This is a genomic window from Flavobacterium artemisiae (assembly GCF_042678225.1).
In the GTDB taxonomy this organism is placed as follows: Bacteria; Bacteroidota; Bacteroidia; order Flavobacteriales; family Flavobacteriaceae; genus Flavobacterium; species Flavobacterium artemisiae.
On sequence record NZ_JBHUDZ010000018.1, the window covers coordinates 232,376 to 245,284 of the forward strand.

General features: G+C 32.6%; 12 protein-coding genes. 5 read left to right on the forward strand and 7 right to left on the reverse strand.

What is annotated here, in order from left to right:
* Positions 1–19: 19 nt before the first annotated feature.
* Both ACFSC2_RS20755 and ACFSC2_RS20760 read left to right on the forward strand, forming a co-directional pair.
* The gene (locus tag ACFSC2_RS20755) at positions 20–1,039 is read left to right on the forward strand and encodes a glycosyltransferase (protein WP_379812943.1); all 1,020 of its coding nucleotides are present in this window, start codon (positions 20–22) and stop codon (positions 1,037–1,039) included.
* A gap of 32 nt (positions 1,040–1,071) precedes the next feature.
* Entirely contained in the window at positions 1,072–1,905 is an 834-nt protein-coding gene (locus ACFSC2_RS20760) for an OmpA/MotB family protein (RefSeq protein WP_379812945.1), read from the forward strand.
* Between the two features lie 187 nt (positions 1,906–2,092).
* Here ACFSC2_RS20760 and ACFSC2_RS20765 read toward each other — a convergent pair whose 3' ends face one another.
* From ACFSC2_RS20765 to ACFSC2_RS20775, 3 genes are all read right to left on the reverse strand, one after another.
* On the reverse strand, positions 2,093–2,713 hold the full coding sequence (locus tag ACFSC2_RS20765) for an L-threonylcarbamoyladenylate synthase (RefSeq protein WP_127340013.1): 621 nt from the start codon (positions 2,711–2,713) through the stop codon (positions 2,093–2,095).
* A 77-nt stretch (positions 2,714–2,790) separates the two neighbouring features.
* Positions 2,791–5,127 carry an ATP-dependent helicase gene (locus ACFSC2_RS20770; RefSeq protein ID WP_379812946.1) on the reverse strand — a complete coding sequence of 779 codons (2,337 nt, stop codon included), beginning with the start codon at positions 5,125–5,127 and terminating at the stop codon, positions 2,791–2,793.
* A gap of 336 nt (positions 5,128–5,463) precedes the next feature.
* Positions 5,464–6,231 (reverse strand): sulfite exporter TauE/SafE family protein, encoded by a 768-nt coding sequence (locus ACFSC2_RS20775; protein ID WP_379812948.1) that lies wholly within the window; start codon positions 6,229–6,231, stop codon positions 5,464–5,466.
* A 122-nt stretch (positions 6,232–6,353) separates the two neighbouring features.
* On the opposite strand from ACFSC2_RS20775, the gene ACFSC2_RS20780 reads away from it, so the two are divergent.
* Complete coding sequence (locus ACFSC2_RS20780; protein ID WP_379812950.1) at positions 6,354–6,878, forward strand: DUF7935 family protein; 525 nt, start codon at positions 6,354–6,356, stop codon at positions 6,876–6,878.
* Here the strand turns inward: ACFSC2_RS20780 and ACFSC2_RS20785 are convergent.
* The 4 genes from ACFSC2_RS20785 to ACFSC2_RS20800 all read right to left on the reverse strand — a co-directional run bounded on the left by ACFSC2_RS20785 (position 6,875) and on the right by ACFSC2_RS20800 (position 11,518).
* Entirely contained in the window at positions 6,875–7,807 is a 933-nt protein-coding gene (locus ACFSC2_RS20785) for a hypothetical protein (protein ID WP_379812951.1), read from the reverse strand. The two genes, ACFSC2_RS20780 and ACFSC2_RS20785, sit on opposite strands and share 4 nt — an antisense overlap.
* 18 nt (positions 7,808–7,825) lie before the next feature.
* Positions 7,826–8,731, reverse strand: a complete 906-nt coding sequence (locus tag ACFSC2_RS20790) for a patatin-like phospholipase family protein (protein WP_193845590.1) — start codon at positions 8,729–8,731, stop codon at positions 7,826–7,828.
* Between the two features lie 123 nt (positions 8,732–8,854).
* Positions 8,855–10,915 carry a M1 family metallopeptidase gene (locus tag ACFSC2_RS20795; RefSeq protein ID WP_379812953.1) on the reverse strand — a complete coding sequence of 687 codons (2,061 nt, stop codon included), beginning with the start codon at positions 10,913–10,915 and terminating at the stop codon, positions 8,855–8,857.
* Positions 10,916–11,518 carry a transposase gene (locus ACFSC2_RS20800; RefSeq protein WP_379812955.1) on the reverse strand — a complete coding sequence of 201 codons (603 nt, stop codon included), beginning with the start codon at positions 11,516–11,518 and terminating at the stop codon, positions 10,916–10,918.
* 61 nt (positions 11,519–11,579) lie between these two features.
* On the opposite strand from ACFSC2_RS20800, the gene ACFSC2_RS20805 reads away from it, so the two are divergent.
* Positions 11,580–12,347 (forward strand): Dph6-related ATP pyrophosphatase, encoded by a 768-nt coding sequence (locus ACFSC2_RS20805; RefSeq protein WP_379812957.1) that lies wholly within the window; start codon positions 11,580–11,582, stop codon positions 12,345–12,347.
* Positions 12,348–12,393: 46 nt separating this feature from the next.
* Entirely contained in the window at positions 12,394–12,897 is a 504-nt protein-coding gene (locus ACFSC2_RS20810; RefSeq protein WP_379812959.1) for a hypothetical protein, read from the forward strand.
* The last annotated feature ends 12 nt before the right edge of the window (positions 12,898–12,909 follow it).

Genomic DNA, 12,909 nt, shown 5'->3' on the forward strand with positions numbered 1-12,909 from the left:
ATTAATAATTAGAATACTTTTGGATAAAATAGCAGTTGTCATTTTAAATTGGAACGGGGTAAAATTGCTGGAGCAGTTTTTACCATCTGTTATTCAGTTTTCAGAAGGAGCAACAATATACGTTGCTGATAATGCCTCTACAGATACTTCTGTTGCATTCGTTAAGGAAAATTTCCCTACAATTAAAATTGTCGAAAACTCGGGCAATCATGGCTTTGCAAAAGGTTACAATGATGCTTTAAAACATATTGACGCAGAAATTTACGCATTGGTAAATTCTGATATCGAAGTTACAGAAAATTGGTTAAAACCTATAATTGAAACTTTTGATAATGAGAAACAAACGGCAATAATTCAGCCTAAAATACTCGATTTTAAGAATAAAGAGTATTTTGAATATGCTGGAGGAGCTGGTGGTTTTATTGATAAATTTGGCTTCCCGTTTTGCCGAGGACGTATTTTTGATACCGTTGAAAAAGACAATGGTCAATACGATGACAATTGTGAATTGTTCTGGGCTTCTGGTGCGTGTTTTTTTATCAGAAAAAATGTCTATCGTGAATTAGGCGGTTTTGATGAAAGCTTTTTTGCACACCAAGAAGAAATAGATTTATGCTGGCGAGCTGCAAATGAGGGGCACATTATAAAATATAATTCGGCTTCTACAGTTTATCATGTTGGAGGAGCAACTTTACAACAGGGAAATCCAAGGAAAACTTTTCTGAATTTTAGAAATTCTTTGTTAATGCTTGTCAAAAACCTGCCAAAAAGAGGATTGTTTTTTGTGATTTTCTTCAGAATGGTTTTAGACGGTATTGCCGGTATCCATTTTCTTATACAGGGAAAATTAGGCCATACCATTGCCATTTTAAAAGCTCATTTTTCTTTTTATTGTTTATCTTTAAGCTATTTGAAAAAACGAAAAGATTTTCAGATACAGCAATACTATACCGTAAAAAGTATCGTTTTCCTTTATTATATCAAGAAAATGAAGCGATTTAAAGAAATCTTTAACAGTATTCAAAATATTAAAAACTAAATTTGTAATCAACGTCTAATTAAATTTAAATTATGAGAAAAATAGTTATCGCACTATCAGTATTAATGGCTTTAACATCGTGTGTTTCAAAAAAGGAATATGCTGCATTAGAAGCTAAAAACAAAGAAATCCAAGATTTGTTAAACTCTTGTACTGTAAAATTAAACACGTGCTTAGAAGAAAAAGCTGGATTAGCAGCAACTGCTGACAGCTACAAACAACATAATCAAGACTTAATCAATAGTTCTAAAGATTTAACTATCCTAACAACTAAAGGTGCTGAAAATCTTGAAAAATCTCTTGAAAGTTTAAAAGAAAAAGATTTAAAAATTTCTAGACTTCAAGATGCTTTAACTAAAAAAGACAGTGTTACTCTAGCATTAGTTACAAGTTTAAAAGGAGCAGTTGGAATAAACGATCCAGACATCGAAATCAATGTTGAAAAAGGAGTTGTATTTATCTCAATCGCTGATAAATTGTTATTTAAAAGCGGAAGCTATGACGTAAGTGACAAAGCTAAATCTGTTTTAGCAAAAGTTGCTAAGGTTGTAAACGACAAACCAGATTTCGAATGTATGGTTGAAGGTCATACAGATGACGTTCCTTACAGAAGTAATGGTGTTTTATTAGACAACTGGGATTTAAGTGTTAAACGTTCTACATCTATTGTTCGTGTATTATCTAATGACTTAGGGGTTAATCCTGCGAAATTAATTGCAGCTGGTAGAAGTTCTTACGTTCCTTTAGTAGCAAATGACACTCCAGAAAACAAAGCACGTAACAGAAGAACTCGTATCGTTGTTATGCCAAAAATCGATCAATTCTATGATATGATTGAAAAAGAAATGAAAAAACAAGCTAAATAATCCTTGTTTACATACTTATAAAACAGAAAAAGCAGGTCTAATGACCTGCTTTTATGTATCCTTAATTTTTTTAATAACCAATTAAATATAAATCAAGAATAGCATTATCGTAAATTAACTAACTAAATTTTAACTTTAATAAAGTTAGGCAAATATTTTAAGAAATTTACACAATTAGAGTATTTATTTACAAAATGTCAATATCTCCTTTTCCTTCTCTGACAATAACTGGCTCATGTTCTGACAAATCTATAATTGTAGAACCTACGTTGTCTCCATACCCTCCATCAATAACTAAATCAACAAGATTCTGCCATTTTTCGAATATTAATTCCGGATCAGTTGTATACTCAATTACATCATCTTCATCACGAATAGAAGTTGAAACTACAGGATTTCCTAACTGACGTACAATCTCTAAAATGATGTTATTATCTGGAACACGAATTCCGACGGTTGTTTTCTTCTTAAATTCTTTTGGGAGATTGTTATTTCCTGGAAGAATAAATGTATAAGGCCCAGGAAGCGCTCTTTTAAGAATCTTAAAAGTAGAAGTATCAATCTGACGCACATAATCTGAGAGATTACTCAAATCATGACAAATAAAAGAAAAATTAGCTTTTTCTAATTTCACGCCTTTAATTTTAGCAATTTTTTCTAATGCTCTAGAGTTTGTAATATCGCAGCCTAAACCATAAACGGTATCAGTCGGATAAATTACCAAACCTCCATTCTGTAAAACTTTAACCACTTTTGCGATTGCTGCTTCACTCGGTTTATCGGGATATATTTTTATAAATTCTGCCATCGTTTGGTTTCAAGTTTTATTTGTTTCAAGTTTCATGTTAATTAAAGTTACGAAATACTTCGCATCAAAAATTACATTTATCCCACTACATCAAGTTTAGCAAATCTTAATAACAACTTTTTAATGCCGCCGACTTCAAATTTAATTTCGGCTTTTTTATCTGGTCCTACTCCTTCAAGATTAATCACTTCACCTTTTCCGAAACGTTCGTGCATTACAATATTCCCTACAGTCAGTTTGCTGTCAAATAGATTAGAATTACCACTGCTTGGAGCATTTCCAGAAACAGGTTTTAATTTTCGAATATTTAAATCCGGGCTTGGCTGATTACTAGTAACATGTACTGGTGGAGTTCCTCCAACTGGTTTATTCAATCTTAATTTTGATTTATCTACATCACCAAAAATATCGCCATCAATAGGAGATTTGTAACGATAATTTGTTTCAGAAGGCGTAAGATATTCCAAATATTCCCCTGCAATATCTTCAATAAAACGAGAAGGTTCACTATCTGTCAATTTACCCCATCGGTAACGAGATTGCGCATAAGTTAAATAAGCCTGATGTTCAGCTCTTGTCAATGCCACATAAAACAATCGTCTCTCCTCTTCCAATTCACTTCTTGTACTCATACTCATGGCAGAAGGAAATAAATCTTCCTCCATTCCGACAACAAAAACGTGCGGAAATTCCAATCCTTTTGCTAAGTGAATGGTCATTAAAGCGACACGATCATCATCATTTGTATCTTTATCCAAATCGGTGGCCAATGCAACATCTTCCATAAATTCAGAAAGAGCACCTCTTGCACCGTCGATTTCTTTTTGACCTTCAATAAAATCTTTAAGACCGTTTAAAAGTTCTTCTATATTCTGAATTTTTGCCATTCCCTCTGGCGTAGCATCTTTCTTTAATTCCTGAACCAAACCTGTCTTTTTTGCAACGTGATCTGTTACATAAAAAGCATCATGATTTTGATCTATTACTTGAAAACTCTGAACCATGGTTACAAAATCTTTCAATTTGTTTTTTGTACCCGTATTCAGTTTCAAGTCAATTTTATCAATATTCACCATTACTTCCCAAATCGAACGTTTGTAATGATTGGCTGCAATAGTTAATTTTTCAACGGTTGTGTCTCCAATTCCACGTGCAGGATAATTAATCACACGAATCAAAGCTTCCTCGTCTTTCGGATTCAGAACCAAACGCAGATAACATAAAACGTCTTTAATTTCTTTACGCTGATAGAAAGACAAACCTCCATAAATTCTATACGGAATGTCGCGTTTTCTTAAAGCGTCCTCCATCGCACGTGACTGCGCATTGGTACGGTATAAAATTGCAAAAGATCCGTTATGAAGCTGGTTTTGCATTTTTTGTTCAAAAATAGTGCTTGCTACAAAACGACCTTCTTCTGCATCTGTCAAACTTCTGTGAACTTTAATTCTTGGTCCAAATTCATTAGCCGTCCAAACTACTTTATCCAGCTTGGTTTTATTGTGCTCCATTACGGTATTTGCCGCTTCAACAATGTTTCGGGTTGAACGGTAATTTTGCTCCAATCTAAACATTATTACACCTTCATAATCCTTCTGGAAATTCAAAATGTTATTAATGTTCGCTCCACGGAAAGCATAAATACTCTGCGCATCATCTCCAACCACACAAATATTCTGAAATTTATCAGACAAAGCCCTAACAATCAAATACTGAGAGTGATTGGTATCTTGGTACTCATCTACCAGAATGTAACGGAAACGGTTTTGATACTTGGCCAAAACCTCTGGAAAACGTGTTAATAATTCATTGGTTTTCAACAACAAATCATCAAAATCCATTGCGCCGGCTTTAAAACAGCGTTCTACATACTGTTGGTAAATTTCTCCTAATCTTGGTCGTTTAGCCATTGCATCGGCTTCAACCAATTCAGGATTATTAAAATAAGCTTTAACCGTAATCAAGCTATTTTTATAACTTGATATACGACCTAAAATTTGCTTTGGTTTATAAATATCACGATCCAGCTGCATTTCTTTAATAATAGAAGAAATCAATCTCGCTGAATCCTGAGAATCATAAATAGTAAAATTGGAAGGGTATCCTAAATGATCCGATTCTGCACGAAGGATACGCGCGAATATTGAGTGAAATGTTCCCATCCATAGGTTTTTAGCCTCAGACGCACCCACAATATCCGAAATCCTGTGCTTCATCTCACGCGCTGCTTTATTGGTAAAAGTCAGCGACAAAATATTAAAAGCATCAACACCTTGATGCATTAAATAAGCAATTCTAATAGTTAAAACCCTAGTCTTTCCCGAACCTGCACCAGCTATAATAATCATTGGCCCGTCTTTCTTTAAAACAGGCGCCCTCTGCGCTTCGTTGAGCTGGTCAATATATTTTTGCATGAAATTTTCTCCTTTTATGCAAAAATAAGAATTAAAAAAGAAAGTTCCTAAGTTACTAAGGTTCTAACATACTAAGTTTTTTTAAAAACTAGAAGCCAGACAAAAGGCATTTTTTTAAACATGGTTTCCCGCTTTCGGCTATATCTCTCCTCCCGATTATCATCGGGATGCGAGGATATCGCCTCAATCGGGGCTAGAGTCAAACAATTGGACTTTTTTAAATATTAACCATACAAGTAAATAAGTTCATTTATTCCACTGCTTGAATTCTTATATGATTTTAAAAATTTTAAATCCTACTTATAATTACTTATATGACTTATATGGTTTATAAAACTATTTATAAAACACATCGTAAGCAAATCGAATTAAAGTACCAACCACAACTACCAAAAAGAAAATTCGAATAAAACCGTTTCCTTTATTGATTGCCAATTTCGCGCCAAGCCATCCGCCAAGACCATTGCTTACTGCCATCGGGATTGCTATTGTCCAAATAATTTTTCCTTTAATCATAAACAAACAAATCGAACCAAAATTTGTCGCCAGATTTACCATTTTAGCATTCGCGGAAGCGTGAAGAAAATCGAAACCTAAAAGCGCTATAAAAGCAACTACAAAAAAGCTTCCCGTTCCGGGACCAATAAATCCGTCATAAAATCCGACGATAATACTAATTACAACAGCGTAAATTATTTGTGTCGTTGCAGAATGATCTTTTGCAACATGTTGTCCAAAATTCTTTTTTGCGTACGTATAAACAAACAATAACGACAAAACCACCAGCAAAAGCGGTTTCATAAAATCATTGCTCACAAGTGTTAATATTGTTGATCCCAAAAATGCTGACGGTACCGCCAGACACATCATGATAATCAACAATTTCCATTGAATTACTACTTTCTTCAAATACTGAAAAGCTGCAAATGCCGTTCCTGAAAAAGCCGGTATTTTTAAAGTTCCAATCACTGTTGAAACAGGAAGATTTGGCAGTAAAATTAATCCCATCGGAGTCTGGATTAAACCGCCGCCACCAACAATTGCATCTATAAAACCGGCAGCAAAAGCCGCTAAACAAAGAAAAAATAGTATATAAGAATCCATTAAAAATATATTTTAGGCACAATAAAAACAAGTCGCAAAAGTACAGCTTCCTTTTTGTTTATTCGCATAAATTTAAAGTGGAATTCTCCTCAAAAAGTATATTTTTGTTGAAAAATTATAAAATGGATTTTAACAAAATAATTGAACTTGCCAGCTATACACTACCTGCTTTAGTAACTGGAGTTGTAGCGTATCGTTTTTTTGAACTGCATATTAAAAACAATGACAGAAAACGTGCTTTTTTATTAAACAAACAAGCTCATTCAGAATCACTTCCTATTCGTTTGCAAGCTTACGAGCGCATGACTCTTTTTTTAGAACGTATTAATTTGACAAAACTTTTAATTAGAGTTGCTCCTATTTCACCTGCAAAACAAGATTATGAAAACTTCTTAATAGACCAGATCGAGCAGGAATTTGAACATAATTTAACCCAGCAGATTTATATCTCAGAAGAATGCTGGACGATTATTACTACTGCAAAAAATGCAACTATTCAGGTAATTCGTAAAGCTGCTATGAGTGACAAAGTTGAAAACGCTGATAAGCTTCGTGAAGTTATTTTAAATGATTTATTAGAAAAACAATCACCAAGCAATGCTGCTTTAAGCTTTATTAAAACTGAAGTTGCTGATCTTTGGTACTAATTTTCAATTTTTTTCTTTAAAGCATTTAAGAGTTTACTCTCAAAATCAACTATTATATTTTTAGAACAAAATTCTCCATATAGGGGAATGTTTGTTCTAACTTTATAATCACACAAAAGTGTTAATCTGGTTTTTGATTCATTCATACTTTGTAATTTATAAGTAATAGAATTAAAAATCATACTCTCCTTTTTTATAACATGCATAAATGTCTGACTATTATCAAGTTTTGATTTTTGAACATTAATAGCAAAAGACAGTTTTTTGTATTCTTCCCGATCAATTACTTTTTCGTGCAGAATAATCCCGTTGTCAAAATATCCCAATCTTACATTCGTTTTAGGATTATAATCAGATCTTACGGGGTTTGGAAAACCTAAAAAATTATATGCTGAACTATTCATATAGTTTGTTAAAACTGGAACAGCAAATAAATTACCCCAGATAACCTTATTCGGAGTATTTATTATTACAGATTGTTCGACTACAAAATGGGTTTCTTTTTTCTCGATACGTTTCTCAATATTCCCTATAATTATTGGAATAATGAGTAAAAGAAATCCATTGCTCTTCAAATTCCCAATTCTTTCTTTATTCGAATATTTCAAAATTGAACGAATAATAATTCCTACTAAAGGAGAAACTATAAAGTATGTGGGAATTAAAATTATCAGACAACCTATATCTTCTAAATGAAAAATAAATGCAATTAATAAAAACAAAAAAGAACTAATCCAGGAAAAGAAGAAAGTTTTATAAATGCTATTAACAAACGTCTGTTGATCAAACAAAAAAGGAATATATCCTAAGACAATTGGAACGACAAGAAAATAATCATATGAGTTAATTTCGATTATATTAAAATCTGATAAAAACCTAAAAAACAGTGCATAGATAACCGAAAAGAAAATGCCGTAATATTGTTTCATTTATTAAAATATTTGTTACTACATTTTTCTATTATCACTCATCACTTCAGATTTATTCTGAGCGTATTCATAACCTTGTTCCCACCATTCTTTCATTACATCCTTATTAAAAATAAGCGCATTATCGGTCAATTTTATAGGAGTATAATATAAATTTAATTTGACATCTTTATTGTTTGCCATAAGTTTTCCTATAGCAATATCGTGTTTTTCTACTTGATCTAAAGCAATTCGAAACAAGTCTATCATTAGTGAAAATGGATTTTTACCAATAACTGTTTTCGTCGTATTTACCTCTGTTTCCAAAACAATTACATCAATTTCTGTAGCACCGCGATTGATTGCCTCACGAATTGGGACTAAGCTCGAAAAACCTCCATCACCATACTCCGAATTATTTTTTTCTACCAAACTCATAAATGGTACATAATTACTCGAAATCCAAGACCATTCGCAAAACTCTTCATAAGTACAGTCTTTTACAGACTTGTATTCGGATTCGTTTTTAGTAAAATTGGTTACGGTAACAACAACATCTGTTTTGAGTTTCTTCAATTTATTAAAATCGGAAAGCGAAAAATTATTCTGAATGTATTTTTTCAAACCTTTGCTTTCGCCAAAAGTTCTTTTTCCCTTAAAAAATTGTCTGATAACATTGAAGTGATTAATCGTCACAATATCAACACCATTTTTGTTTTTGACCACAAACGGACAAATATTAAAAATGCTGCTCATTGTAACATTAGTATATACAGAATGTATTTTTTTAATGTGTCCGAGAGCCAAATGCGGAATCAAAAGACTTCCTGTTGATGTTCCTAGATAAAGATCGTATTCATGTCTTTTTTCTTCGATTAAATACTGGGCAACACCGCCGGCAAATGCGCCTTTACTGCCACCGCCAGAAATAACTAATGCTCTCATTTATATTTGGGGGTTTTATTTTTTCTTTTAGATTTTAGAATGTAGATTTTAGATTCCAATAAATCTATTTCTAAATTCTATAATCTCATTTTTTCAATCTAAAATCTACATTTTAAAATCAAATTATTCTTTTAAAAGTCGATTCAGTTGAAACTGTTCATCGGGGGTCAAATTAATTAAAATTCTTTCAAATGAAGCACGCATTTCAGGATTTTTTAATAAAAGTCGAATCGTATCTCTTCCAAACTTTGAAAACTGCCACATATGATGCGTTGTAGCTCCGACTAAATTACTCAAAACCTGATCGTTAATTATTTTAAACGCAATGAGTTTTTCTAATGCATTTTGTCTTGTAGTGGCTTCATATTTTGTGGAAGAAAAACTGATAAGTTCATTTACTAAAGCTTCTGGTTCTTGTGTATAATTTGGAGTAGATAAAGCCAGCGACAGCCATAAAGTACGAAGATTAAAATCGTTAAAACCAATCCAGTTCTGCGATTTATCTAGATATTCTTTTCTATGTGCAGGGAAATTTCTCCAAAGCCAATATAAAGCAATTTCTTGAGTTTGATACGATTTGTCGTCTAACAAACTTTCGTAATTAACTCTAAAATCTTCTGGAATCTTTGTCATTGTCTCAGCCACATTCTGACGAACTTCAAGACTTTTAATGTCTAAAGCCAAAAGCAAAAGCGCTTTTTTAGCATCATATTTTTCATTTTCTAATTGATCTACCACAGCTTCTTTCACAGAAAAATGAACATCCGATTCTAACGTTTTCTTTAAAATTTCTTTCTTTTCTTCAAGCGGTGTTTTCTTAAGCTTATCAATTTCAAGACGTTTTTGTATTGTGTTGTTTTTACTCAACAAAGCATTTGCTGTAGGAGTATCAAAAGCAGTCGATTCCAGCCAGGTTTTTTGAAATTTATCCAAATCAAAATCGGATACTTTTTTAATTTCGTCAAAGAAATTCTGTGTGTTTACATTTTGATAAGCATATTTCGTAAGATAACTTTTTATAGCTTTTTTAAACGCTTTATCACCAATAGATTCATGAAGAACAAACAATGCCCAAGCACCTTTTTCATAAAAAGTAAGCGAACTGGCTTTAGGATTTAAAACAGGAATCGTATCTGTTCGCGAAGCAAATTTTATCTGTTGCGCTGTGTCATATAATTTGGAATAAAAGTAATCCTCTCCATAAATTTCTCTTTCGGCCAGCAATGCATAATAGGTCGCAAAACCTTCCTGAAGCCAATGATGGGTGCTGCTTTCTGCCGTGATTAAGTCCCCAAACCAATGATGCGCCAATTCGTGTGCATCGACATTGGTATAATTTCGATCTATAAAACCAATTGAATCGACAACATAACGTGTAGTAAATAATGTAGTTGTTGTATTTTCCATTCCAGCATAAAGAAAATCACGAACTGGAATCTGCCTGTTAATCTGCCACGGATATTTTATGCCAATTTCTTTTTCAAGAAAATCAAAAATACGCTTAGAATATCGATAAGTCGGCTCAAAACGATCTGCATCTTTTGATTCGTAATAGTATTCTAAAGGAATTTTAGATTTTGATTTAAATTCGCGCTTCTCATATTTTCCCACGGCAAGCATTAGCAAATAAGAACTCATTGGTTTTTCCATTTGATACTGCCAATGCATTTTATCTCCGTTTGGTGTTTTTTCTTTTAAAACGCCATTTGAAACTACTTCATAATCTTTGTCATATGAAATTCCGAGATTAAAAATGAGTTTTTCGTTTACATCATCAAAACTAGGAAACCAATTACTTGTGTATCTTCCCTGCCCCTGCGTCCAGATTTGAACGTCAGTGTTTTTAATATCAACAAAATACAGCGCTTGTTTTGGTTTTCCTGTGTAATTAAATGTCAAGTGATATTGCCCTTTTGTAAAAGGAAATACAATTTTTATCTGTTTGGCAGTATTGAGATAAATAACCTCTTTTTCGTTGATTTTCACATTAGAAAATTCCATGTTTTTTGCATCAAGCGAAATAGTATCACATTCTTTTAAAACATCAAATTGATAATCGACCAAACCAGAAATAGATTTTTCTTTTGGATTTAATGATAATTGCCCCGAAACAGATTTAAAATCAACGTTTTGAGTTTGTTGTGCGAATATAAAACCGGTAAAAAGAAGAAGAATGTATTTCATTTAAACTTTAGAATTTATTGAATCTTTATCCCAAGATTGCGGATTAGTTTTGATATAATTATAAATTATTTCAAATCTTTTATAATTACGAACAATATGATCATGATAATTTGATTGCCAAATCGATTCCGTTTCACTAATCTTTTTTGTTGTAACAGCTTTAAATATAGCAACAAATGAAGAAATAGAATTAGGTTTTCGAGATAATTTTGTTTCAGATTTATCGACATCACGTGCGATATTCTCCATAGATATTCCGTGCTCTGTTGTCGACAAACTTTGTGCAGACGCACTGCTGTGCGTCTCTACGATATACGGGTTGTGATTTTCTATGTCTTGAATTTCGATTAATAAATGGACATGATTTGGCATTATTACCCAATTATGAAAAAACCAATTCTTTCGAATTTTAATCGATTTTAATAATTCTGTCTCAACTATCTGTCCATTTTTATTCAGAATCATTTTATCATTTTCAATCGAGCCGAAAATGCATTTTCTGTTTTGAGTAACTATTGTAATAAAATATATACCTTGGCTGGAATAGTCCCAGTCTTTAAGCCTACTTGAATCAATTTTATACTTTTCCTTGAATAATGTCATTTTCTGGCGTGTAAGTTTCCAAAGTTACAAACCTTTCACGAACAAATCGTAGGAAATTTGTATGTTTACTTTAAAAATCAAAATAGTGTCTACACCTCAAAAAGCCATATTTAATTGGAGCAGCGGAAAAGATTCTGCTCTTGCTTTATATAAAACATTACAAAATCCGGATGTTAAAATTGAATCTTTATTGACGAGCATTAACGAAAAATACCAGCGTATTTCAATGCACGGTGTTCGTGTTGAATTACTGCAGGCTCAGGCAGAAAGTTTAAATCTTCCGCTGAAAATCATGCAGATTCCAGAAATGCCTTCAATGGAAATTTACGAAGATGTCATGCTGGAGACTTTAAACGAATTTAAAAATCAAGGTATTACACATTCTATTTTTGGCGATATTTTTCTTGAAGATCTGCGAAAATATCGTGAAGAGCAATTATCACGAATAGGTTTTAAAGGTGTTTTCCCGATTTGGAAAATTCCGACTCAAGATTTAATTCAGGAATTTATATTGCTGGGATTCAAAACTATTGTTGTTTGTGTAAACGAAAAATATTTAGACAAGAGTTTTGTCGGCAGAGTTATCGATCAGGATTTTATTGATGATTTGCCTGAAAATGTAGATGTCTGTGGTGAAAATGGCGAATTTCATACTTTTACCTTTGATGGACCTATTTTTTCTAAACCAATTGATTTTGAAATTGGTGAAATTGTATATCGAAAGTATGAAAAACCAAAAACAAAAGAATCTTCTAATAAAGCTTGTGATACAACAGATTCGACCGCTTTTGATTTTGGTTTTTGGTATTGTGATTTAATTCCTAAATAATAAATATATTTATTTGAAAATAGAATACAATAAAAATCAACCAATTATGATTGCGAAAGAAAGTATTGAAGTCAAAAAAGTAGTGCAGTTTCTAAAAGAAATAGGAATCGAGGTTATCGAAAAACAAATAGAACCTTCTTTTTTACCTGGTTTAGAATTGGGGCCAAATTGTATTTATATTGATTATGACAAACTTTTATATCCGGGCGATTTACTGCACGAAGCCGGACACCTTGCTGTAACAACTTCTGAGGAAAGAAAATTAGTTGGTACAGACCAAATTTCTCCAGACTGGCCAACACAAGGAGACGAAATCACTGCTATTTTATGGTCGTATGCTGCTTTGCGTCACTTACAACTTCCTTTAGAATTTGTATTTCATCCTGCTGGTTATAAAAATGCTTCTGGTTGGTTTATTTCAAATTTCGACAAAGGAAACTACATGGGGTTGCCGCTTCTAGAATGGATGGGATTATGTCTTGGAAATGAGCGCGCAGAAAAAGAAAAAAAATCTCCTTTTCCTGCGATGCAAAAATGGCTGCGAGACTAACTTAAATCAATA

Coding starts and splice junctions, on each gene's coding strand:
- ACFSC2_RS20795 (WP_379812953.1), bottom strand. CDS start 10,915: ATGAAATACATTCTTCTTCTTTTTACCGGTTTTATATTCGCACAACAA.
- ACFSC2_RS20760 (WP_379812945.1), top strand. CDS start 1,072: ATGAGAAAAATAGTTATCGCACTATCAGTATTAATGGCTTTAACATCG.
- ACFSC2_RS20775 (WP_379812948.1), bottom strand. CDS start 6,231: ATGGATTCTTATATACTATTTTTTCTTTGTTTAGCGGCTTTTGCTGCC.
- ACFSC2_RS20785 (WP_379812951.1), bottom strand. CDS start 7,807: ATGAAACAATATTACGGCATTTTCTTTTCGGTTATCTATGCACTGTTT.
- ACFSC2_RS20810 (WP_379812959.1), top strand. CDS start 12,394: ATGATTGCGAAAGAAAGTATTGAAGTCAAAAAAGTAGTGCAGTTTCTA.
- ACFSC2_RS20770 (WP_379812946.1), bottom strand. CDS start 5,127: ATGCAAAAATATATTGACCAGCTCAACGAAGCGCAGAGGGCGCCTGTT.
- ACFSC2_RS20800 (WP_379812955.1), bottom strand. CDS start 11,518: ATGACATTATTCAAGGAAAAGTATAAAATTGATTCAAGTAGGCTTAAA.
- ACFSC2_RS20765 (WP_127340013.1), bottom strand. CDS start 2,713: ATGGCAGAATTTATAAAAATATATCCCGATAAACCGAGTGAAGCAGCA.
- ACFSC2_RS20805 (WP_379812957.1), top strand. CDS start 11,580: ATGTTTACTTTAAAAATCAAAATAGTGTCTACACCTCAAAAAGCCATA.
- ACFSC2_RS20780 (WP_379812950.1), top strand. CDS start 6,354: ATGGATTTTAACAAAATAATTGAACTTGCCAGCTATACACTACCTGCT.
- ACFSC2_RS20790 (WP_193845590.1), bottom strand. CDS start 8,731: ATGAGAGCATTAGTTATTTCTGGCGGTGGCAGTAAAGGCGCATTTGCC.